Origin of the sequence: Paenibacillus sp. VMFN-D1 (assembly GCF_003386155.1) — a bacterium.
Taxonomy (GTDB): Bacteria; Bacillota; Bacilli; order Paenibacillales; family Paenibacillaceae; genus Paenibacillus_AQ; species Paenibacillus_AQ favisporus.
Genome location: NZ_QRDU01000003.1, coordinates 509,028 through 532,775, shown reverse-complemented (window position 1 = coordinate 532,775; position 23,748 = coordinate 509,028). Strand labels below are relative to the sequence as shown.

Annotated in this window: 24 protein-coding genes; 19 read left to right on the top strand and 5 right to left on the bottom strand. The window is 52.0% G+C overall.

What is annotated here, in order from left to right; all coding sequences use genetic code 11:
- The first annotated feature begins 91 nt into the window (after nt 1-91).
- Nucleotides 92-1,483: an MATE family efflux transporter gene (locus C7820_RS23330; RefSeq protein ID WP_116233045.1), complete on the top strand. Its 1,392-nt coding sequence runs from the start codon at nt 92-94 to the stop codon at nt 1,481-1,483.
- Nucleotides 1,484-1,582: 99 nt separating this feature from the next.
- Here C7820_RS23330 and C7820_RS23325 read toward each other — a convergent pair whose 3' ends face one another.
- From C7820_RS23325 to C7820_RS23315, 3 genes are all read right to left on the bottom strand, one after another.
- A complete protein-coding gene (locus tag C7820_RS23325) occupies nt 1,583-2,347 on the bottom strand; it encodes a DeoR/GlpR family DNA-binding transcription regulator (protein WP_116233044.1) in 765 nt (254 codons plus the stop codon).
- A gap of 187 nt (nt 2,348-2,534) precedes the next feature.
- On the bottom strand, nt 2,535-3,473 hold the full coding sequence (locus C7820_RS23320) for an NADP-dependent oxidoreductase (protein ID WP_116233043.1): 939 nt from the start codon (nt 3,471-3,473) through the stop codon (nt 2,535-2,537).
- A gap of 19 nt (nt 3,474-3,492) precedes the next feature.
- Nucleotides 3,493-4,875, bottom strand: coding sequence for an MFS transporter (locus C7820_RS23315; RefSeq protein ID WP_116233042.1), 1,383 nt, complete (start codon nt 4,873-4,875; stop codon nt 3,493-3,495).
- 158 nt (nt 4,876-5,033) lie between these two features.
- On the opposite strand from C7820_RS23315, the gene C7820_RS23310 reads away from it, so the two are divergent.
- From C7820_RS23310 to C7820_RS23260, 11 genes are all read left to right on the top strand, one after another.
- Nucleotides 5,034-5,927, top strand: a complete 894-nt coding sequence (locus C7820_RS23310) for a LysR family transcriptional regulator (RefSeq protein WP_116233041.1) — start codon at nt 5,034-5,036, stop codon at nt 5,925-5,927.
- A gap of 217 nt (nt 5,928-6,144) precedes the next feature.
- Complete coding sequence (locus C7820_RS23305) at nt 6,145-6,894, top strand: ABC transporter ATP-binding protein (RefSeq protein ID WP_116233165.1); 750 nt, start codon at nt 6,145-6,147, stop codon at nt 6,892-6,894.
- Nucleotides 6,887-8,506: an ABC transporter permease gene (locus C7820_RS23300; RefSeq protein WP_116233040.1), complete on the top strand. Its 1,620-nt coding sequence runs from the start codon at nt 6,887-6,889 to the stop codon at nt 8,504-8,506. The genes C7820_RS23305 and C7820_RS23300 overlap by 8 nt, the downstream gene beginning before the upstream one ends.
- A gap of 223 nt (nt 8,507-8,729) precedes the next feature.
- Nucleotides 8,730-9,734, top strand: a complete 1,005-nt coding sequence (locus C7820_RS23295) for an extracellular solute-binding protein (RefSeq protein WP_258875362.1) — start codon at nt 8,730-8,732, stop codon at nt 9,732-9,734.
- A 54-nt stretch (nt 9,735-9,788) separates the two neighbouring features.
- Nucleotides 9,789-10,886, top strand: coding sequence for a 2-aminoethylphosphonate--pyruvate transaminase (gene phnW, locus C7820_RS23290; protein ID WP_116233039.1), 1,098 nt, complete (start codon nt 9,789-9,791; stop codon nt 10,884-10,886).
- Entirely contained in the window at nt 10,883-11,722 is an 840-nt protein-coding gene (gene phnX / locus C7820_RS23285) for a phosphonoacetaldehyde hydrolase (RefSeq protein WP_116233038.1), read from the top strand. Before phnW ends, phnX begins: the two co-directional genes overlap by 4 nt.
- A gap of 128 nt (nt 11,723-11,850) precedes the next feature.
- Nucleotides 11,851-12,129 carry an ArsR/SmtB family transcription factor gene (locus tag C7820_RS23280; protein ID WP_116233037.1) on the top strand — a complete coding sequence of 93 codons (279 nt, stop codon included), beginning with the start codon at nt 11,851-11,853 and terminating at the stop codon, nt 12,127-12,129.
- Nucleotides 12,130-12,192: 63 nt separating this feature from the next.
- Nucleotides 12,193-12,576 carry a VOC family protein gene (locus C7820_RS23275; protein ID WP_116233036.1) on the top strand — a complete coding sequence of 128 codons (384 nt, stop codon included), beginning with the start codon at nt 12,193-12,195 and terminating at the stop codon, nt 12,574-12,576.
- 189 nt (nt 12,577-12,765) lie between these two features.
- Nucleotides 12,766-13,362, top strand: coding sequence for a LysE family translocator (locus tag C7820_RS23270; protein ID WP_116233035.1), 597 nt, complete (start codon nt 12,766-12,768; stop codon nt 13,360-13,362).
- 7 nt (nt 13,363-13,369) lie between these two features.
- Nucleotides 13,370-14,155 (top strand): AraC family transcriptional regulator, encoded by a 786-nt coding sequence (locus C7820_RS23265; RefSeq protein WP_116233034.1) that lies wholly within the window; start codon nt 13,370-13,372, stop codon nt 14,153-14,155.
- A 304-nt stretch (nt 14,156-14,459) separates the two neighbouring features.
- The gene (locus tag C7820_RS23260) at nt 14,460-15,053 is read left to right on the top strand and encodes a YdhK family protein (RefSeq protein WP_116233163.1); all 594 of its coding nucleotides are present in this window, start codon (nt 14,460-14,462) and stop codon (nt 15,051-15,053) included.
- Between the two features lie 210 nt (nt 15,054-15,263).
- Here C7820_RS23260 and C7820_RS23255 read toward each other — a convergent pair whose 3' ends face one another.
- Nucleotides 15,264-16,340, bottom strand: coding sequence for an LCP family protein (locus C7820_RS23255; protein ID WP_076173090.1), 1,077 nt, complete (start codon nt 16,338-16,340; stop codon nt 15,264-15,266).
- 262 nt (nt 16,341-16,602) lie between these two features.
- Here C7820_RS23255 and C7820_RS23250 point away from each other — a divergent pair, with 262 nt between their 5' ends.
- The 4 genes from C7820_RS23250 (at nt 16,603) to C7820_RS23235 (ending at nt 19,389) form a co-directional block, all read left to right on the top strand.
- On the top strand, nt 16,603-16,941 hold the full coding sequence (locus tag C7820_RS23250; RefSeq protein ID WP_181909168.1) for an antibiotic biosynthesis monooxygenase family protein: 339 nt from the start codon (nt 16,603-16,605) through the stop codon (nt 16,939-16,941).
- Nucleotides 16,942-17,121: 180 nt separating this feature from the next.
- On the top strand, nt 17,122-17,697 hold the full coding sequence (locus C7820_RS23245) for an NADPH-dependent FMN reductase (RefSeq protein ID WP_116233033.1): 576 nt from the start codon (nt 17,122-17,124) through the stop codon (nt 17,695-17,697).
- 219 nt (nt 17,698-17,916) lie between these two features.
- On the top strand, nt 17,917-18,495 hold the full coding sequence (locus C7820_RS23240; RefSeq protein ID WP_116233032.1) for a TetR/AcrR family transcriptional regulator: 579 nt from the start codon (nt 17,917-17,919) through the stop codon (nt 18,493-18,495).
- Nucleotides 18,496-18,570: 75 nt separating this feature from the next.
- Entirely contained in the window at nt 18,571-19,389 is an 819-nt protein-coding gene (locus C7820_RS23235; protein WP_116233031.1) for an SDR family oxidoreductase, read from the top strand.
- A 193-nt stretch (nt 19,390-19,582) separates the two neighbouring features.
- On the opposite strand, the gene C7820_RS23230 is transcribed toward C7820_RS23235, so the two are convergent.
- On the bottom strand, nt 19,583-19,900 hold the full coding sequence (locus C7820_RS23230) for a winged helix-turn-helix transcriptional regulator (protein WP_076173085.1): 318 nt from the start codon (nt 19,898-19,900) through the stop codon (nt 19,583-19,585).
- A gap of 310 nt (nt 19,901-20,210) precedes the next feature.
- Here C7820_RS23230 and zwf point away from each other — a divergent pair, with 310 nt between their 5' ends.
- The 3 genes from zwf to fsa all read left to right on the top strand — a co-directional run bounded on the left by zwf (nt 20,211) and on the right by fsa (nt 23,620).
- Complete coding sequence (zwf, locus tag C7820_RS23225; RefSeq protein WP_116233160.1) at nt 20,211-21,713, top strand: glucose-6-phosphate dehydrogenase; 1,503 nt, start codon at nt 20,211-20,213, stop codon at nt 21,711-21,713.
- Nucleotides 21,714-21,789: 76 nt separating this feature from the next.
- Nucleotides 21,790-22,683 carry a phosphogluconate dehydrogenase (NAD(+)-dependent, decarboxylating) gene (gene gnd / locus C7820_RS23220; protein WP_116233030.1) on the top strand — a complete coding sequence of 298 codons (894 nt, stop codon included), beginning with the start codon at nt 21,790-21,792 and terminating at the stop codon, nt 22,681-22,683.
- Between the two features lie 271 nt (nt 22,684-22,954).
- Entirely contained in the window at nt 22,955-23,620 is a 666-nt protein-coding gene (fsa, locus tag C7820_RS23215) for a fructose-6-phosphate aldolase (RefSeq protein WP_076173083.1), read from the top strand.
- Nucleotides 23,621-23,748 lie beyond the last annotated feature (128 nt).

Sequence of the window (23,748 nt, the reverse complement as noted above, 5' to 3'; positions counted from 1 at the left end):
AAGCCGACTCTTCTTTCCGAAGGGTTTTTTCATTTTATAAAAACGTGGGCATACCGCCAGATGCCTAATCCGACAAAAAGAAAGTGATCCCTTGTATCAGCTAAAGTTTAAGGCGAACACCGAGCGCCTGCTAGACAAACATCTTACCGGTGAATCGATCGATTACCGGCAGATTATTTCCCTGTTCATTCCGATCCTGATCGACCAGGCGTTTATTATTTCGCTGAACATGGTCAACGCCGCCATGATCAGTTCGGCCGGAGTCGCCGCCATCAGCGCCGTCAATATGGTCGACTCGCTCAATATTTTTCTGGTCAGCGTCTTTATCGCCATGTCGACGGGCGGAACGGTCGTCGTCGCGCAGTATAAGGGCAGCGGCAACGACCTGATGGTTTCCAAAGCAGCGTCCAGCACCGTCTCCGCCTGCGCGATCCTGGCGCTGGCTCTCAGTCTGATCCTGGTCTTGTTCCACCAACCGCTGCTCAGCGTGCTGTTCGGAGCAGCTTCGCCGGAAGTCATGGACAATGCCAAAGTGTATCTGCTCGGAGGCGGCGTGTCTTTTGTGGGGATCGCCATTACTGAAGCGGTGTGCGGGGCGCTGCGCGGGATCGGCAAATCGAGGGCTTCGCTCATGCTGTCCCTGTTCATGAACCTGACCTACGTCGCGCTGAATTTGGTGTTTATCAACCTGCTGCACATGGGCGTGCTCGGCATGACGATCGCGATCAACATCGCCCGGTACCTGGCGGCCGCCTGCGCGCTGTACTTCCTGGTGAAAAGGGACACCGATCTGCATTTCCAGCTCCGGTCCATCGTTCAGGTGAACCTGAAGATGCTCCGCAAAATCTTTTCCATCGGCATCCCGTTTGCAGCGGAGCAGATGTTCTTTAACGGCGGTAAAATGCTGACCCAGATCTTCATCGTCGGCCTTGGCACTTATGCCATCGCCACCAATGCGATCAGCGGGTCGCTGGCAGGCGTATCCCAAATTCCGGCGAACGCTCTCTCGCTCACGCTGGTGACGGTAGTGGGGCAGTGCATCGGACGAAGAAACGTGGACGACGCACGCAAGTTCACCAAGACGTTCCTATGGCTGGCGTCCTTCTCCTTCGTGCTGACGGGTGTGATCATGATGGCCTTGTTCCATCCGCTCGTCAGCCTGTTCCACCCGCCGAAAGAGATCGTCGGGGACATCTTCACGGTCCTGCTCATCAACCTGATCGCGCAAGTACCGCTTTGGGCGATCAGCTTTATTATGCCGTCGGCGCTGCGGGCCGCCGGGGACTCCAAGTTCACCTCGCTGGTCTCCATGCTGTCGATGTGGCTGTTCCGGGTCATCCTGGGCTATGTGCTCGGCATTGTGCTGCATTGGGGAATCGTCGGCGTCTGGCTGGCGATGAACTGTGAGTGGGGTGTGCGCGGCACCGTCTTTCTGCTGCGTTTCATGGGCAAGAAGTGGTATCAGCACCGCTTGATCGATTGAATATATACGATATCCATTCCGAATATTACGGTAAAAAAGGACTTTCCCCGGCTTGCCAGCCGATCAGGGAAAGTCCTTTTGCGTTAGGCGGTTGCTCCGCTATTCGTCCGCAATAATAAGCTTCGTCTGCGTCTTCTTGAATTTGGCGGCATAGCTGCGGTCCACCAGGTTGTCTGTCACGATCGCATCGATTTTGTCCAGCGGCGCGATCGCAATGGTGACGTCCCGGCCGAATTTGCTGCTGTCGGCGGCGACGAAAACCTCCTTGGACAGCTCGATCATTTTTTTGCGCGTGGTCGCTTCCTCCAGATTGTAATCGGAAATTCCCCGTTCGGTTGTGATGCCGCTGCAGCAAATAAACGCCTTGAGGACGTTAAGCTCATGAAAGTTGAAAATATACTCAAACGTTACGACCGACTGCTCGTCCTTGCGGATTTTTCCCCCGATGATCATCAGCTCGATGTCGGTGTTCATCAGCTCGGTAATGACCGGGATGGAGTTGGTAATGACCGTCAGCTTCTTCTTGTCCTTGATGTATTTGGCAATATGGTATGTCGTCGAGCCGCTGTCGATATAAATACAATCCCCGTCCTGAATGTATTCGCAGCATTTCCGGGCGATGGTTTCTTTCTCCTCCAGGCGGTCGATCATGCGCTCATCCATGGAAGGCTCGCCATACTTGGGCTCGGCCAGCTTGATGCCGCCATAGATTTTGACGATTTTCCCCTGATTGGCCAGCACATTGATGTCCCTGCGCAGCGTGTCCACGGAGATGTCCAGCTCTTCGGTCAGCTCGTTCATCTTCAGCACCTTGCGGACGGTCAGCAGGTCGATGATTTTCTTTTGTCGTTCTAATGGCAGCATGTTCTTCACCTGTATTTGTGACGTGGAAGCCTCGATATTCAAGTTAAGCCAATTCCAGTGTACTGATTACACCTTGCAACTTCAATACCGTTTATATCTTGGAATCACAGGTTTCTGTTGAGCATCCTGCCCGAAACTGCATGGTCTTGCACCAGCTAAAAAAGGGCCGCTGCCGGCCCTTCTGAATTCAATCCGCGACCCGAAGCACGATTCGTCCCCGTCCATGGCCGGTTTGGCATAGCTCGTGAGCTTGCCTAATTTCATGCAGAGGAAATTCCCTTCCGACCGGTGCCTTTATTTGTCCGTCTGCGATCAACTGTCCTATTTGCTGGAAAACGGTATCGGGTGCGAGCTCATTGCTGAACCGCGCAGTAATGCCCAATTGTTGAGCCCGTTCCGTAGAGGGGACGTCTACAAGCGAGAGCAAGGTTCCCCCGCGTTTCACGATGGACCAGGAGCGCTCCAGCGTGTCCCCGCCAACCCCGTCCAGAACCAAGTCCACGTCGTGTACTCTGTCCTCAAATCGGGTTGTACGATAATCGATGACGGTGTCGGCACCCAGCGATTTGACATAATCGATATGGTCCCCCGAACATGTGCCGATGACTTCGGCGCCTTTCCATTTGGCCAATTGAACGGCATACGACCCGACCCCTCCGGCCGCCGCATGAACCAGAACACGCTGGCCTGGCTGCAAATGGCCATGAGCGAACAGCGCCATCCATGCCGTGGTAGCACCTCCTGATATGGTGGCTGCTTCGCGGAAGGAGAGATTTGGCGGCAAGCTAGCGAGGGTGTCCACCGTTGTTGTAATGAACTCCGCGCATGCGCCTTGACTGGCTCTGCCGAATACCGCCTGACCTTTCCGAAACTTCGATACATGGGAACCGACATCGGCGACGACTCCCGCTACAGCTGAACCCGAGATAAAAGGAAGCTGCAGCGGGACATGCTCCTTCATCAGTCCTTGACGATACGCCCAATCCACAGGCAGTACGCCGACGGCATGAACACGAATCAAAACTTCCTCCGGTTTAGGAACCGGTACAGGCAGTTGTTCCAGTCTCAGCTCCTCCGGACCTCCATACTGGTGAATACGAACAGCTTGCATCAGGTTTGAAGTCATCCTTCCATCTCCTTCGAAATCATTTTTGTGTGCTGGATATTGAGGATCCAATGGTTTTACGGGCTTGCACCAGCATAGAATAAAGCGCGACAACCACGACCAGGACAGTGAACAGCAGGGAAAACGCGTTGCTGTAGCTCATCGCTTGCTCGTGAAAGAGCAGCGGATTCAGCTGAACGGGAGCTCCCCAATCAAGTACTTTGCCGATCAAAGAAGTAGAGACGGCTCCGATGATGAATGTCATCATGGTAAGAAAGCCCATCCCGATACCCATATGCTCCTGTGACAAAGTGAGGGAGACGCTGTTTGACGTAGCTACCTGGATAAAGGTCTGCCCCGTGCTGGCTAGAATCAGGAAGATCCATATATAGGCGGGCGGCATCCCGGGGAATACGGACAAGATACCAAAGGAAACCAAGAGCGGGGCTGCAGCCAGATAGAAAAGAAAGCCATTTCCCCTTTCATCGGCGAGTTTCCCGCCTGTTCTTCCCAGCAAAGCGGATGCCATGGCTCCCGGAAACATGACAAAACCAATGAATGCGGGAGATACTTGGCTTATGTTCGTGAGCAGCTGCGGCATAATGAAGGGCATGCCGGAACTCAGGCTGGCCGCTAACAAAGCAATCCCTACGCCCAGGACATAACGCCGATTATGAAACAGGGCGGACTGAACAAACGGCTCCTCTGCGGACCGGATGCGAAGGATGAATAGAGCAAAGAAGACGAAGCCGGCACCAAAGAACAGCCATGAACTATAAGTGATAGCAAGAAGGATTAAGGCAATGGTACCTGCGAGCAGAAATCCGCCGACCCAATCCAGCTTGCTCCCTGTCCGCTCCGGTTCTTCCTGCAAATATTTGCGAAATACAGGCAGAACCAGCAGGATGAACAAAGAAAAACAAAAGAGCATACGCCAATGAAGCATACCTGTCACCAGACTGGCCGCTATAGGGCTAATGGCCGTCCCAAGAGCCAGCCCGCTTACCATGGTGCCAATGGCCCGGCCTCTGTTTTCCGGGGGGAAATATTTGGCCGGTATAATCATGGATACGGCGGGGATCACCGCTCCTCCGGCAGCCTGCAGCATCCGTCCAGCCACCATCATCCCGTAATGCTGTGCCGACAGCCCTAAGAGCGAGCCCGTGACCATAAGGATGAAGCCGAAAGTCAGCAAATCCTTCAGTCGGTAACGGTCTGCCAATTTACCGTAGGTCACAGAACCGATCGCATACATGATTCCATAGCCCGTGGTCATCCAGCTCACCTGTGAAGCCGTCAGCATAAACTCCTCGCGAATGGATGTGAGCACCACGTTAAAAATCGTTGCGTTCATGACCGATATGATCAAGGTGAAGTACATGATATGAAGCAGCTTATTGGCCGCATCCTTTTGACCCTCCATCTCCGTAAGTCCCCTTTCCTTTGCGTTCCATCGTGAAGATGAGATTCATCCACATTATAAAGTTGATAAATGACCGTTAAAAATATAAATTGGTCATAAGTTCATAACTCTAAAGATATAAACTTGATTCGGTCCATCAGAATGGAAGGGTGGAATCCATGGAATTATTGCAATTGAAGTATTTTCAAACCGTCGCCCGGCTGGAACATATGACGAAGGCAGCCGAGGAACTGCATATCGCCCAGCCAGCCCTCAGCAAAACGATCGCCCGGCTGGAGCAGGATATAGGAGTTCCGCTATTTGACCGCCACAAACAAAAAATCCGCCTTAATTCGTATGGCAGACTGTTTTTACAGCAGGTTGAGCCGGCCCTGACGATGCTGGAAGAGGGGAGACGCCAGGTTGCCGATCAGGCTGGCCTCGAGCAGGGACGTATTGTGTTGGCCACAACGAACCACAAGTGTGACGCGGAGTTTATCAGTTCATTTTTATCGGCGTACCCGAAGGTCAATCTCCGCCTTACCCAAACGACCTCGCACGAGGAGAAGATCGAGCTCCTTCTTGATGGCGAACTGGACTTTTGCATTACTTCACTGCCGATTGAACATGAGGAGATCGAAAGTATTGAATTTTTGCGGGAGGAGATTTTTCTGGCTGTACCCTCCGGGCATCCTTTATCGAATCGCACCAGGATCTGCTTGAGCGAGTTGGTCGGGGAACCCTTTATCGGTTTGGACAGGAAACACAGCTACCGGGTGTTAACCGATCAATTGTGTAAATCGGCGGGGTTTGAACCAAAGATTTCATGCGAGGTTGACGATACGACCGTTATGAGTGCTTTTGTCAAAGCGGGAATGGGGGTTGCCTTATTAACCGAGCCGGCGAAATTAAAAGAACCCTCACTTGTCCTGCTTCCGATTGAGCAGCCTGTATGCCAGCGCACTTTTCTGTTGGCCTGGTCGAGACATCATTACCTATCCAAAGCGGCTCATACGTTTCGTGATTTCCTGATCCGCTATTATGCGGACCTCACAACAGAATTAGCACAGTAAGCCTTGGTCAAACGTCAAAGCGCCGAATCGGTACTCCAAAGTACGGGTTGGGCGCTTTTTTTTACGTATATATGAGAAGAAATTAAGGTGATTTAGGATGAAGTTAGTCAAAACATATGAATAACATATGCATAATTTACTTCTAATTTACACAATGGACGATGTGGATTGACATTCGCTTTTTATACTGGGGTTGTGTTTATGGGAGGTGAGCCGTCTGCTCAAGCTGCAGCATATTCGTAAACAATTCGACGAAAAAGTAGTTTTGGAAGACATCAGTCTCGAGATCGGCACGGGCGAAATTGTATCGCTCCTCGGTCCGAGTGGAAGCGGGAAGACGACCCTTCTCGGCATTATTCTCGGGTTAACCGATATGGATCAAGGCAAGATCCTGTTCAATGGCAACGACATCAGCCGGGTGCCTATGAACAAGCGCGGTTTCAATATCGTGTTTCAGGATTATGCCCTGTTCCCGAATTTGAACGCTTACGACAATATCGTATACGGGCTTCGCAACAAGAAGGGCATCAGCAAGGAGGAGGTTCAGGAAACGATCGATTTTCTGGAGCTCGGGCCCCATCTGAAAAAAAGAATCAGCGAGCTGTCCGGGGGCCAGAAGCAGCGGGTGGCTTTGGCCCGAACGCTGGTCACCAAGCCGAAAATCCTGCTGCTGGACGAGCCGCTCAGCGCCCTCGACGGGGTGATCAAGGAATCGATCAAGCAGCGGATTCAATCGATCGCGCGGGAGTTCAAGCTTACGACGATCATTGTGACCCACGATCCGGAAGAGGCGCTGACCCTGTCGGACAAAATTCTGATTATCAACCAGGGCCGAATCGCCCAATACGGCACACCGCAGGACCTCATCCAGCAGCCGGCGGATGCTTTCGTGGAACAGTTTATTATCCGGCAGCTGCAGATCAAACGGCAGAACATTTACCAGCTTTTTGGTGCGGCCCATGCATAAAGTCAAGCCTGAAATGCGGGTGATCTTCATCCTGATCGTGCTGCTGTTCGCCGTGTTTCTGTTCATCCCGCTGGTGGTGCTGCTCATTCGCTCCTTGGAAAATGACCAGGGCTTTACGCTCGCAAACTATATCGATGTGTGGAGCAACCGGGACCTGGCCCGTTCCATTCTGAACAGCGTCAAAGTATCGGCGCTGACCGCACTCATCACGACGGTGCTCGGCTTTATTCTCGCTTATGGTATTCACTGTACCAACGTGTTCCGCCCCATCAAGGGCGCCGTAAGGATTTTGGTCGCGCTCCCGATGCTCCTGCCCACGATTACCTACGGTTTCGCCATCATGTACTCCTTCGGCAACCAGGGGCTGATCACCCGGATCACGGGACGAAACTGGTTTGAAATTTACGGCTTCAACGGACTGCTGCTCGGCTATGTCATTTACACGCTGCCGCCGGCCTTTCTGCTGATCCACAATGCGTTCCGCTACGTGGACCGGAAGTTTATCATCGTCTCCAGGTTGATGGGGGACGGCACGCTGCGCAGCTTCAAAAATACGGTGCTGCGGCCGCTGGCAGGAGCGCTGGGCGGTGCGTTGATCCTGTCTTTTATCCTGAGCTTTACCGATTTCGGGATTCCGGCGTCGGTCGGCGGCACCTACGAGGTTGTGGCAGGACAGCTGTACCAGGTGATGCTCGGCTCCATCCCGGATTTTAACCAGGGGGCGGTCGTTGCGATCGTCATGCTGATCCCTGCGGTTTTTGGCATCTGGCTGCTGCAGACGCTGGAGAAGCTCAATTTCCACGTCGATAAAATGGCCGATACGCCGCTGCCCAAGCACCGCATACGGGATACAGGCTTCGGGATCATTTCCCTGTTGGTCGTGCTCGGCATGCTCTCTATCTTTGCGGTTATGTTTATCGCACCGTGGATGAATGGATACCCCTACGATCTTACATTTACCTTCAAGCATGTGGCGAGTGTGCTGGAATCCGGAGATCTCACAGGAGTATACAAGCATTCGCTGTGGGTCGCGCTGCTGACGTCCGTCTTCGGCACCCTGGCTGCTTATGCCGCAGCGCTGCTCAATGTGCGCACGAACCTGCGGTGGCGGGGAGTCACGGATACGATCTCGATGATCACCAACACGGTGCCGGGCATGGTGCTGGGGATTGCGTACCTGCTGTTTCTGAACGGGAGTAGTCTGAAGGGGACATTTACGATTCTCGTGCTGTGCAACATCGTCCATCTGTTCACAACACCATACCTGATGGCCAAAAATGCCCTTTCCCGGATGAACCCGTCCTGGGAAACGACCGGGGAACTGCTCGGGGACAGCTGGCTGCGGACCGTCCGGCGGGTCGTGCTGCCGAATTCGGCCGCCACGGTGGTCGAAATGTTCGGATACTTCTTCGTCAACGCGATGGTGACAATCAGCGGTATCATCTTTCTGGTATCGGCGCAGACGTCGGTGGTGGCTAGCAAAATCAAAGAACTGCAGCATTTCGCCAAGTTTAATGAAATTTTCGTGCTGTCCATGCTGATCTTCGCAACCAACCTGTTTATCAAGGTGCTGTGCGAAATATTGCAAAGACGGAGGGCGGTGCGGCGGTGAGCCCGGGGGTTGCCCATCACCAGAGAGACTGCGACTTTGATAATGAAACGACTTGAAATGTTTTCATCACATTTTCTCAAACACATCCCCAGCGGAGGGGCCGAAATCGGTTTGGAGAAGCGCAGCGATCGGAAAACCGATTCGGACCCGGAGCGGCCCCAGAAGGCACGCAAGCAGCAAGCCAGCATTACCATCATTTTATTTGAAGCGAGGGAATTTACCCATGTCCATGTCCAAGTCCAAAACGTTCAAAGGCCTTCTGCTCACCCTGCTCGCCATCAGCCTCGTATTCGCTCTAGTCGGATGCAGCAGCAGTAAAGCGGAGGAATCCAAGAAGGTCGTCATCTACACCAACGGCGACGAAGAAGCGGTGGCCGCAATGGAGACCGCACTGAAAAATGCCGGCTACGACGGCAAATACGTGCTGCAGTCACTCGGCACTTCCGAGCTCGGCGGAAAGCTGATGGCGGAGGGAAGCGACATCGAGGCCGATCTCATCACGATGAGCTCGTATTTTATCGACAGCTCGCAGAGCAAGTATCACATGTACAAGGACCTGTCTTTTACCACAAACGCCATGGACTCCTATCCGTCCTACTATATGCCGATTCTGGCCAATACCGGATCGATCTTTGTGAATACCGAGGTACTGAAGCAAAAAGGATTGGAGAAGCCGGCATCGATCAAGGATTTGACGAAGCCGGAATACAAAGGTCTGGTATCGATTCCGAACATTATGGACTCCTCCACCGGCTGGCTGCTCGTGCAGGCCGTCATCACGCAGTACGGAGAAGAGGAAGGCAAACAGGTGCTGCACGATCTGATCGCAAACGTCGGCCCGCATTTGGAGAGCTCGGGCTCCGGCCCGATCAAGAAGGTCGAAGCCGGCGAAGTTGCCGCAGGCTTCGGACTGCGACATCAGGCGGTCAAAGCCAAGGCTTCGGGCGCGCCGATCGATTATGTCGACCCGTCGGAAGGCAACTTCTCGCTGACCGAGTCGATCGCGGTGGTCGATAAGAAGAATGCCACGACCGACCTCGCCATGAAAATGGCCGAGACGATCATCAAGGATGCGCGCAAGGACCTGATCACGAACTATCCGGTCGCCCTCTACCAAGGTGAGACGGTCGAAGACATCAACAAGCCGGCCCAATCGATGAAGTTCGCCAAACCGCTGACGGTGGAGCTCCTGGAGGAGCACCAGAAGTTTTTTAACGATGCCAAATAACAAGTGGCGACGACCCAAGAAGGAACCCAATACACCGCAGGGAGTGACTTACCCATGAACCATTACAAGCTGTTAACCCCAGGGCCGCTGACCACGACCCGAACGGTGAAAGAGGAAATGCTCCTGGACCGCTGCACCTGGGACGATGATTATAAATCGATCACGCAGCGGATCCGGTCCCAATTACTCGGCATTGCGGGCGCCGATCCCGCGGAATACACCGCGGTGCTGATGCAGGGCAGCGGCACGTTTGCGGTTGAATCGGTCATGACCTCGGCCATTTCCGATCAGGACAAGGTGCTGATCATTACGAACGGCGCCTACGGCGAGCGGATCGTCCAGATGGCGCAGTATATTGGCTTGAACTATGCGGAATATCGCATCGACTATGACCGGCATCCCGAAGAAACGGAGCTTCGCGGCTTGCTTGAAGCCGATCCTTCCATTACCCATATCGCGATGGTTCACTGCGAGACGACGACAGGTATATTAAATCCGCTCGAAGCCGTATCTGCGCTGTCCCAAGCGTATGGCAAAACACTAATCATCGACGCCATGAGCAGCTTCGGCGGCATCGCGATCGATGTGCCGGGCCACGGAATCGACTATTTGATCAGCAGCGCCAATAAATGTATTCAGGGCGTACCCGGCTTCGGATTTGTCATTGCCAGACTGGAGAAGCTGAAGGAGCTCCAAGGCACGGCGCGCAGCCTGTCGCTCGATCTCTACGACCAGTGGAAGGGTATGGATAAGGACGGAAAATGGCGGTTTACCTCGCCTACCCATGTCGTGGCTGCCTTTGCCAAGGCGCTTGACGAGCTGGCGGAGGAAGGCGGCGTCCCAGCCCGGTTTGAACGCTACCGCCGGAACAACCGGCTGCTTCGCGACCGGCTTGCCGGCATCGGGCTGTTCGCCTATATCGAGGAAGCGAAGCAGTCGCCGATCATTACGACGTTTTTGTTCCCTGAGGGGCAGCATTTCAGCTTTGCCGACTTTTACGCCTATGTGAAAGAAAGGGGCTTCGTCATCTACCCCGGCAAGCTGACGGACGTCGATACGTTCCGCATCGGCAACATCGGGGAGATCTATGAGGAAGACATCGAGCAGTTGTGCGATATAATCGAGGAATATATGGGAGGGATGAAGCGATGAACCGGATTGAGGGCGTGATTTTGGATTGGGCCGGAACGGCCGTGGACTTCGGCTGCTTTGCGCCGGTGAACGTCTTTGTCGATATTTTCAGCCAAGCCGGCATTGAGGTTACGATGGAGGAAGCCAGAGCACCGATGGGCATGCTCAAAATCGACCACATCCGCGCCATGCTGGCTACGCCGAGGATTTCTGCTCTCTGGAAGGACAAGTACGGACGGGATTTCAGCGAAGAGGACGTGCGCCGGCTGTACGCCGCGTTTGAGCCTGCGCTGATGGCCTCTTTGTCCGAATATACGGCTCCGATCCCCGGCGTCATCGAGACGGTGGAAGCGCTGCGGGCAGACGGACTGAAGATCGGCTCGACTACAGGGTATACGCGATCCATGATGGACGTCGTCACTCAGGGCGCACGGGAAAAAGGGTACTTTCCCGACCATCTCGTCACCCCCGACGAAACGGGGTCTTACGGCAGACCGTATCCATATATGATTTTCCGCAACATGGAGCATCTGAAGCTGTCCGCATCCTGGAAGGTGGTCAAGGCAGGCGATACGGCCTCCGATATCCAGGAAGGCGTTCAGGCCGGCGTATGGTCGGTCGGCGTCGTCATCGGCAGTTCGGAGATGGGCTTGAGCCAGGAGGAATACGACTGTTTGTCCGCGGCCGAGCGGGCCGAAGCGATTGAGCGCACTAGACAGGCTTTTCTGGCGAACGGGGCCGATTTTACGATCGATACGCTGGCCGATCTGCCGGCCCTCATCGGAACGATCAACCAGTTGCTGGCCAAGGGCGAACGCCCGGGCCAAGCACAGCGGCTGCAGACCGCAGAGCTTTAATCGCATACCGTGCAGCTGTCATCCAACCGCGCTTCGGCGCGGTTTTTTTGTATTGTCTTCTTTAATTCAGGCAACTCTAAAGTTGCTTATCATTGACATGCAACCACGGGGTTGCTTATAATAGGTTTATGAATTGGGACAAAGACGCTATATTCAAAGCTCTTGGCGACTCGACTCGGCGGCTTATGTTAGACGAGCTGTCCGAGCGCAACGAGCTGACGTTGTATGAACTTACCGCACGTCTCATTATGAAGCATGAGCTCTCCATTTCACGGCAGGCGATTGCCAAACATCTGGCTGCATTGGAAGAGGCAGGGCTTGTCAAGACAGAAAAAAAAGGAAAATATCGAGTCATTATATTCAACAACGAGCCGCTTAAAAATTTGCTTGAAGGATGGGTAGAGTAATTTAATGGCGCCGGATTGTGACGAGAGCACCAGCACCACTAATTTCAAAGGAGGCAAAAAAGGATGAAAATCGTTGTGACCAGCATATTTGTATCAGACCAAGACCGGGCACTGAAGTTTTATTCGGAAAAGCTCGGGTTTATCAAAAAGGAGGACGTTCCTGCCGGTGAATACAGGTGGATCACGGTTGTTTCACCTGAAGAGCAGAACGGTACCGAGCTCTTACTCGAACCGAATGACCATCCTGCCGCCAAAGAGTACCAATCGAGGATATTTGCTGATGGCATCCCGGCAACGATGTTTGGCGTGGAGGATATTCATACTGAGTATAAGCGGCTATTGGAAAACGGCGTGAGGTTTACGATGGAGCCGACAACAATGGGCGATCTTACGATAGCCGTCTTCGACGATACATGCGGCAACCTTATTCAGATTGTGCAGAAGTAACTCCATGGCCGGTTCTGTAGGCTTAACTTTGATGCTAACCCTGTCCTTTTGTAAGGATGGGGTTATTTTATTATTATAGGTTTTATATTCTAGAGGTCGGCTGAAGAAGCCCCCTGCAATAATGTACTATCCGCTTACCGGCCCCGCACCCTATAATGCTAAAAAACGACGGTGTGAGGAGTATCTAACATGAACATTGCTTCTTTTCTGCTGTACTGTGTCATTGTAACCTTTACGCCGGGGCCATCGAATATCGTCATTTTGGCGGCGGTCCGGCAGGAGGGCTTCAGGCAGGCGGCCAAATATATTGTCGGTGCTTCTATCGCTTACTCTTTGCTGGTGGCCGCTTCGGTCGTGGTGAACCGGGAGCTGGTTACAGGTATGCCTGTGATCCTGACGGTGCTGCGGATCGCCGGCAGCTTGTTCATTCTGTACCTGGCATACCAGATTTACCGCATGGACGTGTCCAAGGCGGCGGCCAAGCAGACGGCGTCTTTTATGTCGGGATTTTGGATGCAGTTTCTGAACCCGAAAGTGGTGCTGTTCACCATTACCGTCATTCCCATTTACGTCATGCCCTATTATTCTTCAGGTTGGGTCTTGGCCCTGTTTGTGGGATTGGTCTCGCTGATCGGTGTTGCCGCCTATTTTTCCTGGGGACTGTTCGGCACGCTGCTCAAGGGCATTCTGCAAAAACACCAAAAAATCTCGAATATCGTTTTCGCCCTGCTTCTGGTATACTCGGCCGTAATGGTATCCGGGATCACAGATATCGCGAGGGGGTGAGCGGAGGATGGAACGGTTCGAGTATAAGCAGGCGGCGGGCATTACCGCGCTGTCGGCGAGCATTGCCGATTTTACGTACAAAAAGCACTGCCACGAGGAGTACGCGCTCGGCGTCACCCTCCGCGGCGTTCAGCAGTACGACCTGGAAGGGAGCCTGCAGTCCTCCCACCGCAGCGGTGTGATGCTGTTTCATCCTGAGCAGACGCATGACGGCTGGTCGCTGGAACGCTCCGGCATCGATTATGTCATGCTGTACATTCACCCGGATCAATTCCTGGAGGCTTTGGGGAAAAAGGAAGTGCTCCGCTTTTCCGACCCGATCGTGTACGACGCGGGGCTGCGGCGCAGCATTCTCGATCTGTCCACCGCCATTGCCGGCGGCCAATCCGAGGATGTATGCAGCGAGCTGCTGTTTCGGGTTGCAGGCCACTTTTCGCAGGACATTTTGCGGCCGATGGACATCAAGGCCCCGTCGTTCACCCGCAAAGCCAAGGAGCGGATCCACGAGAACCTGGAGCATGTGCTTCGCCTGGACGAAATCAGTGGAGAGTTCGGGATGTCCAAATACCAGTTCATCCGGGCATTTAAGGCCAATACCGGGCTCTCACCCTACCAGTACTTCCTGAACTGCCGCTTGGAGCGGGCTCGGCAGCTGATTGAAAAGCACCGGGACATTTACCTGGCGGTGAGCAGCTGCGGTTTTGTGGATCTGGCCCATTTGAACCGCCATTACAAGCATGTGTACGGCACGACGGCATTCGAGTTTTTGTCTTACTTGGAGGGGAAGCTCTGACCTCGTTAGATTCGTTCTAATAAGTTCGTTATACGGCATGTCATCCGAAAGGATGGCATGCTTTTTTGCGTTTTGCGTTGGAGACACCGGACTGGCTCCCGGATAGTGGCCCTGTCTGAAAGGGAGGTTCTTTCGTCATTTCCCATGGATCTTCGGATTGAACGGCTGCTTATTGGAGCGGAGTTTTAAAAGAAAACGTTATGGGCACAATGGATGTCATGCAATGTTCATGATTATAGTATAGGGTACTAGGGTATATTAAAAGAGGACAGTCATTCTGAAGACGAAAAGGAGTGCTGACATGATGAAAAAACAATGGCTTATGCTCATCGCCGCAGCCATGCTGGTGCTTGGAGGGTGCCAAAATAATGACTCCGCGTCGGAGCCGGCATCCGTGACCCCGTCGCAGCACGAGCAGGCAGCGGACGATTCGGACAAGAACATGGACCAGATGGACGAGATGCATCATTCCGGTTCCGGGGAAGTTCCCGCAGGGCTGAAAGAAGCGGCGAATCCGGCTTTCAAAGTAGGAAGCCGGGCGATCATCGAGGCCGGCCACATGAAAGGGATGAAGGGCGCCAAGGCTACCATTGTCGGTGCCTATGACACGACGGCCTATGCTGTCTCCTACACGCCGACAACCGGCGGGCCCAAGGTGACGAACCACAAATGGGTAATCCACGAGGAGATCGAGAACGCCGGGGCCGAGCCGTTCAAGCCAGGGGACGAGGTCGTTCTGGAGGCGGACCATATGCCGGGAATGAAGGGCGCCAAGGCGACGATCGATTCCGCCGAGAAAACGACGGTGTATATGGTGGATTATGAGCCAACGACGGGCGGCGATCCGGTCAAAAACCATATGTGGGTTACGGGAAGCGAGCTGTCGGCTGCCAAATAACCGTCCCGAATACCCCTATACCATCCAGGGCCACAAACAAGTGGCCCTTTGTTATTTTCCAGGCCGATGCTCGTAGAAGAATTTCTATTACGGATTCATCGCCCTCCTCGCAACATTGGATAAGCATCGAAAATAAAAAAGCACCCTCTAAGGGTGCTCACGCAAATTTGTGTCGGATCCCCATCCCTACTTTCCGGAAAGGCTAATGAGTTACTCTCCGGAATATAAGCCGATACGGTTCCCGAGGGTCGACAGCCTCTTCGGCTTTTGGTCCAGCTCACCGGCCAAGACGGTCAGTGCTTCTTTGAGCTGCTGCTCATTCCAATACACATAGGGGCTTTTCCACTGGCCCTCGACGGTCTGCATCTGGATTTGGTCCGGTTTCATTTTTTTGTAATTGAGGAGCCAACGTTCCATGTTCTTGGCGGGAATGTCCGTCTGGACCTGTTCCCCGATAATGTCCAGCACCTGCCCCCATTGGCTGATGCCTTTAAATGAAGTGAGCTTGTCCAGGACCTGGTTCAGCACCTGCTGCTGACGCCGGTTCCGGTCAAAATCCGAAGACGGCGACGATCCGTCGTTGGACTTCCGGTAGCGGACGAAGTCGAGCGCCTGCTTGCCGTCCAGATGCTGCATACCCTTGCGCAGATTGATATCCGTGCCGTCCGCCGTATCTTTGTAGCGCATGTCCATGTCGACGTCAACATCGACGCCGCCGACGGCATCGATGATCTGCCGGAATCCTTCAAAGTTGATCATCACCATATAATCGACCGGAATGTGGAACAAGTCGCCAAAGAACTCCTTCGTGTCGGCCATGGCCGCCTTTTTGTCCTTGATATAGTAATGGGCGTAATAGTAGTTGGCTTTGTGCGTCCCCAGCTGGGATTGGCTGATTTTTAAATCCCGGGGGATGGATATTAAGCTGGCCGATTTCTTTTCAGGATTCAGCGCCCCCAAAATCATCACGTCGGTATTGATCGTTCCCCCGCTGCCTTCGCGGTTGTCGATTCCGGCGAGCAGAAAAGTCATCGGCTTCATGTCGGCCTCGGTTACGCTTTCAACCGGCGGTTCGCTGACGGCCTCCCCTTGTTCCTGCTGCTGGGACTGGGGTGCGTAATATTCGGCGGCAGCCGATATTTTATGTAAGGTTGATATCGCTTTATGATGCAAAAATCCAAGGAATCCGCCTACTCCGATCAGCAGGAGCGCGATTACAGCCGTGATGCTGAGCATCCACTTGCGGAGCCGGCTCATTTTCTTCTTTTTTTTGGAACGTGGTTGCATAACATCCTCCAATCCTATTCTATCAAAAAAAGCACTATACATATGTATACTATAATTATTACAAGCGAGCAACTTTACATAGGTTTCATTATACAATGTATAAAACTTAGCGTTGAATACAGCCGGCAATGAACCTTCAACGGAAAGATGATTCCATCTCTTGACAATCGGCATATTCTGGAATAAGATGGTTCCATAAATGACAGTAAGTACTGACAGTCATAATTGGCTTGGCATTGTTTAAAATAAAGGAGGAATGGAAATGGGAGATGATAAAATGGGCGGAAAACCGGTCGTGTGGGTTAATGCCTTTCAAGTGAAGCCGGGCAAGCTGGAAGAATTCATGCGGATTCAGTCTGAGGAGCTGCGTTCTTTTGCAGAACAGGACACCGTAAACGGAGCGCTTGGGAGCCGCCTTCTGCGCGCATCCCATCGGGACCGGGCCATAGCCATTGCATTGTTCGAGAGTATAGAGGCCCACCAATCCTGGCTTAAACAGGCGGATTTCTCAGCGCATTACGACAAGATCAAGGATCTGATCGAAGGGGCGGAAGGCGATTATTATACGGTTGAGGCCGCCTACGGGGCAACCATTGAGTAAACAAGGCGGCGAGTGCCGGGTGACGGGATAGCTGTGAGTGAGTGCCTGTGAATGAAATGTACCCTGTATGACAGTAAGTACTTACTGTAACCTATGAATAAACTATTAATCTATTTATGAGCTACTAATCTATTTATGAGCTACTAATCTATTTTGAATCATGGAAGGGGTTATGAAGTCATGATGAATATTGGAATTATTATTGGGAGTACCAGACCGGGACGCAACGGGGAGGCGATCGGCCGCTGGGTGCATGAAATCGCAAGCAGTCGGAGCGACGCCAGATTTGAACTGGTCGATATCGCGGATTACCGGCTGCCGCTGTTTGATGAGCCGATGTCCCCGATTATGGGGCAGTACTCCAAGGAACATACGGTGGCATGGTCGAAGAAAATCGCCGAGTTTGACGGCTTCGTGTTCGTGACTCCCGAATACAACAAATCCATACCCGGAGCACTGAAGAATGCCATCGATTTCCTGTACCATGAATGGAACAACAAGGCGGCAGGCATTGTGGCTTATGGCGGCGGCGGAGGCTCGCGTGCAGCGGAGGCGCTTCGATTGATCCTTGGCGAGCTGATGGTAGCTGATGTTCGCGCACAGGTGGGGCTGTCCCTGCATACCGATTTTGAAAATTACACGGTTCTGAAGCCGGGCGCCCATCAGGAAGCGGCGGTTCACGCCATGCTGGATCAGCTTGTGTCCTGGAGCGAGGCGCTGCACACCGTTCGGCAGAAGGAGAAAGCTCACGCCTAAAATGGCTCTCCAAGTTATGCTCTTTAAAGCCAATCCGGAGGATGATGCCGGGTTGGCTTTTTTTCTACTATATATAATGGGGTATGGAGCAGGGCATCGAGCAGGGCGTCTATCCTCCGACCGAGTGTCCCTTGACAAGACGACCAGGGATCGTTAAGATTAGAATGAACGTTCTATCGTGATTCGAATTTCGAAAGCAGGCTGGAGGCTAAACCGATCATGTTTGAGAAATATAACAAAGTTCAACAGGCAGTGCTGGAAACGACGCTGCGCATTATTATCGAAAAAGAGCTGCAGGCGACGTCGATGGCGCTGATCGCCAAGGAATCGGGCGTGTCTACCGGAAGTATTTATCATTATTTTTCAAGTAAGGAAGAAATTATAAACGAACTGTATCGAGCGATCGTTCTATACAACGGAGAGTATGTTACACGGGGGATGGACGCCAAGGAACCGATCCGGACCCGTTTTAACCGCGCCTGGGAGAAGGTGTTCCAGGTCAGCCTTACACATCCGGAAGGTTTTCAGTTTATCGAACAGTATTCGTTCTCCCCGTATATTAACGATGCCGTCAAGCGGGAATCATACGATGGCGGCTGGTGTAAGCCGATGGCGGCTTTGTACGCCAAAGCGATCGATTACCAGCTGTTCATTGAGCAGGAGCCGGCCATGATGGTCCAGATGCATTACGGCACGATGGCTTACCTGGTAAAAGGTCATTTACAGAAGCATTTTACGCTGACGGATGAAGTGATTCAGACGGTCATTAACTCCTGTTGGAAGTCGGTTGCCAAATAACGCCGCACCATAGGTGTGGTTTTTTCAGCCTGTTAGAGTGAACGTTCGATATAGAGAAGAAAAGGAGCTTATACAATGAGCAAAACGATATTAATTACCGGAACCAGCTCGGGTCTGGGTAAATTAACGGCCATCCATTTTGCGAAAATGGGCTGGAATGTAGCGGCGACGATGCGCACGCCGGAAAAAGAAACGGAACTGACGGCATACAGCAACATTCAACTGTTCAAAATGGATGTGACGGATGTAGACCAGGTTCAAACCGCCGCGAAGCAGGCAATCGAGGCTTTCGGCACCATCGACGTCGTCGTAAACAACGCCGGTATGGGCACTTACGGGGCGCTTGAGCTGGCGGAAGAAGAGGCGATTGACTGGCAGTTTGCCGTAAACACACGGGGACCGATCAATGTGATCCGGGCGTTGCTGCCGCATTTTCGGGCGAACGGGGGAGGGATGTTCATCAATATCAGCTCCTTCATGGGCGTAACGAGCGCGGTTCCGCTGGGCTCCTTGTATAACATGTCCAAGTTTGCCCTTGAGGGACTGACGGAGGGCCTTTATTACGAACTGAAACCGCTGAATATCGAACTGAGGCTAGTGGAGCAGGGAGGATCGTCGGGGAATAACTTTATGAACAATATGGTCTGGAGCACGAATCCCGACATTCACGACTACGATGAGCTAACGGCCCAGCTGAAGAAGCGGTTAGAGCAGCCGGAGGGGGCCGACGCGGATGATCCTCAAACGATCGTGGATGTCATTTCGGATCTGGCCACCGGCAAGAACAAGCAGTTCCGTACGCTCGTGGGGAATGCGGCCCATGAATTGATGCGGCTCAGACAGTCCGTGCCGATTGAGGAATACTTGGAGACGATGCGAAAGACATTTTTGTAAAAATCGATCTCTCTGTTCAACGCAGCATGCGGCATGTCATGTATAAACAAATCTGTACGGCTTTGTTCCAACCAGATTAGAATGAACATTCTATCGGTAACAGCGGCCATTTCATATCTAAAAAAAGATCAACTCCGGTGGGGTTGATCTTTTTCCTTTTCGCAAATGATAAGACATGGTGATACCGGCTCGGTTAGAACCATTTCTCGGCCCATTCTTCCACGGCTTGAAGCGCTCTGCCGAGTTCGGTTCCCTTGCGTGTCAGAGAATACTCCGTACGGATCGGCCGCTCGGTAATGACATTGCGGATAATGATCCCGTTATCCTCCAGCTCTTTAATGCGTTCGTTGAGCATGCGTTTGCTGAGATCAGGGATGTATGCATGAATTTCGCTAAAACGCTTTGGTTCCTCCATTAGGGTATGAACAATCAGGCTGACCCACTTCTTTCCCGTAATCTGGTGTGCGAGCTCGACCTTTTCGCATAAAAGCCTGGCGCGTTTCTCATCCATAGTGCTGACCCCCCTGTGTGCACTGGTTACTTAATATTAACAAGTTATGATCTCTGTAAGGATTCCAAAAGATTCCCAAATCCAGCCGTCAATGGTCATACATTGCCATTATAATATCATAGAAAGCGCTGTCATCAAAGGGATTTTATTTCCGTTCATAATTTGGACAAGAATCTGTTGACTAATCGCTTAAATGGGTTTATGATTGCCAATGTGAATTCAACAGGTTATTAAAAGTAACCTTGTTGCAACGGATTTATCTGCCAGCATGCGCATGGTTTTTGGTGGGAATGGAATGGAGGAGTCATACGTGGACAACATGACATTTGTCTTGTTTGGAGGAACAGGGGACCTGGCAAAGAGAAAAATATACCCTGCACTCTACAATCTGTTTATAGATAAAAAGATGCCTGAAGCGTTCTCGATTATCGCCTTGGGCCGCAGAGAACAATCTAGTGCAGATTTTCAGCAAAACGTAGCGAAATCGCTGCAAACTTTTTCAAGAAGAACCGTAAACGACCCGGCCGCTTTGGAAGCTTTTCTCCAAACGATCCGGTATACCGTCCTTGATGCCAATCAAGTGGAGGATTACCATAAGCTGCGGAGCCTAGTAGAGTCGCGTGAACAGGAATTGAACATTCCTCAGAATCGCATGTTTTATCTCTCGGTGGCGCCGGAGTTTTTTGACGTGATCGCCTTAAATATTAAAGACAGCGGACTTGGTTCGACAAGCGGATGGAAACGTCTGATTATCGAAAAGCCTTTCGGACACGACCTGCAGTCTGCACGCCATCTGAACGAGCAGCTCAGCAAAGCGTTTGATGAAAGCGAAGTGTACCGCATCGACCACTACCTCGGTAAGCCGATGGTGCAAAACCTGGAAATCCTCGAGTCTTCCAACCCGATTCTCAAAGCGCTGTGGTCCAATCATCACATTGCCAACGTCCAAATTACGGCAAGTGAGACCGTCGGCGTGGAAGAGAGAGCCGGATACTACGACAACTCGGGCGCAATCCGCGATATGGTGCAGAACCATTTGCTGCAAGTGCTGATGATGGTTAGTATGCGTCTTCCCGGCAGAGGCGATGCGAACGAAGTCCGCATGAAGAAGAAGAACGTCATGCAGTCCCTTCGCCCGCTGCAGAAGGAAGATATCGCGAAGAACGTGATCCGCGGCCAATATGCCGCCGGTCAAATGCAAGGGAAGCCGGTTCCCGGTTATCTGGATGAGCCTGGCGTCCCTGCGGGCTCGAAGAACGATACGTTTATCGCTACGCGCCTCTGGATCGATAACTACTTCTGGAGCGACGTTCCGTTCTACATTCGCACAGGCAAGAGAATGAAGGAAAAATCTACGCGGATCGTCATTGAATTTAAGGAGCCGTTGAAGGGACAAAATACCACCAACGATCCGAATCTTCTCGTGATTGAAATCAATCCGAACGAAGGCATCTTTATGCAATTGAACAAAAAGAATCCGCGGAACGATTCCAAGCTGGAGCCGATGCGCATTCACTTCCATGAAAATGGAAAGGACGTACCGGAAGCTTACGAAAACCTGATTTTCGATGCGGTTCGCGGAGATTCCACGTTCTTTGCCCATTGGGATGAAGTCGAATTGTCCTGGCAGTACGTGCAGCCGATTCTGGATGCTTTCGAGGAGGACAGCGTTCCGCTTCATCAGTATCCTGCAGGTTCGAACGGACCTGAAGCATCTGACCAGCTGCTGGCCGAGGATGGCTTCAAATGGTGGCTGGATACAGAGCCTGAAGTTGTGAAAGAAGAAGAAAAGGTACTTGTGGGTCAATCTTGATCCAGGTTGTAAACCATACTGGTAAAGGTTTCAATAAACAAAAATAGAGAAAATGCATGGTGTGGAGGGAATTATAATGAAAGTCGGATTGATTGGATTAGGCAAAATGGGATTGAATTTGGGACAAAATTTGATGGATCACAACCACAGCGTCGTTGCATTCGATTTGAACACAGCCGCTGTTGAAGACATGAAGAGCAAAGGCGCCGAAGGCGCTGCAAGCATCAAAGAGCTTGTGTCTAAGCTGGAAACACCAAGAATCGTGTGGATCATGGTGCCTCACTCCGTTGTAGACTCGGTTCTTGACGAGCTGAAACCACTGTTGTCCAAAGGCGACATCGTGATCGAAGCCGGCAACTCGCACTACAAAGAGTCGATTGCAAGATACAATCAAATGAAGGAATTCGGCGTAAGCTACCTCGACGTAGGTACTTCCGGCGGTATGGAAGGCGCTCGTAACGGCGCTTGCTACATGGTCGGCGGAGATCAGGAAGCATGGGACATCGTTGAACCGATCTTCAAGGACACCGCTGTAGAGAACGGCTATCTGTATGCTGGCAAATCCGGCAGCGGCCACTTCCTGAAAATGGTGCATAACGGCGTCGAATACGGCTTTATGGCTGCTATCGGTGAAGGCTTTGAAGTATTGGAGAAGAGCGATTTCGATTTTGACTACGAAAAAGTGGCCCGCGTATGGAACAACGGCTCCGTTATCCGTTCGTGGCTGATGGAATTGACGGAAAAAGCCTTTGCCAAAGACGCGAACTTGGACGAAATTAAAGGAATTATGCAATCTTCCGGCGAAGGTAAATGGACTGTGGAGACAGCTCTTGACCTGCAGACCGCTACACCGGTTATCGCCCTGTCCCTGCTGATGCGTTACCGTTCCCTGGAGAACGATACGTTCACAGGTAAAGTGGTTGCCGCGCTGCGTAACGAATTTGGCGGCCATGCTGTAGTTAAGAACTAATCCTAATAAATAAGTTGAACTAATGAATAGGATGCAGGCAAGGGAGTAAAAGGATTCCGAAGAAGCGAAGCGGTCGTAAAAGCTTTCCAAAGGAAAGCTAACATCGAAAGCATATGCTTTGGCTTTCGGATTTCTACCTTAAGCGGGCTCTGTACGATCAAGAAATCCGAAAACAAGAGCGATCGTAGGAACATTTTGCGTACTTGCCCCATTATCCATTTTAATGGTTCAACTTATATAAAAGAAAAAAATAAGTGGAGGTAGTGAAATCATGAAATTTTTCATCGACACTGCAAACCTGGACGACATTAAAAAAGCATATAAAATCGGCGTTCTTTCCGGCGTAACGACAAACCCTTCTCTGGTTGCCAAAGAAGGCGTGAAGTTCGAAGACCGCATCGAAGAAATTTTGAAGGCTGTTCCTGAAGTGGAATCCGTATCGGCAGAAGTTACTCCGGATGCGGAAACTGCGGAAGATATGATCGCACAAGCTGATGAACTGATCAAAATCAACGGCGGAGACAAAAACATCACGATCAAGCTGCCAATGACGCTGGCTGGTCTTGAAGCTTGCCGTTACCTGACGAAAAAAGGCGTAAAAACGAACGTAACCCTGATCTTCACCGTGAACCAGGCTCTGTTGGCTGCACGCGCAGGCGCAACGTACGTATCCCCATTCCTGGGCCGCCTGGACGACATCTCGGAAGACGGCGTGCTGCTCGTGGCCAAAATCGCTGAGCTGTTCCGCGTTCATAACCTGGACACTCAAATCATCGCTGCTTCGGTTCGCCATCCAGACCACGTAACCCGCGTAGCTATGGCCGGTGCGCATATTGCTACCGTTCCATTCAGCGTCATCGCTCAACTGGTAAAACACCCGCTGACGGATCAAGGCATCGAGAAATTTGCTGCCGACTGGAAAAACGCAACGAAGTAATATTCAGCAGAGCAGCTGAATAAGTATATATTAGGATAAAAAGGCTTCCTTCCTGCCGGGCCGCGGCGGAGGGGGGCCTTTTTAGCTTATAGAAATGGATGTGCTCAATAGGCTTACGCTAAAGGATC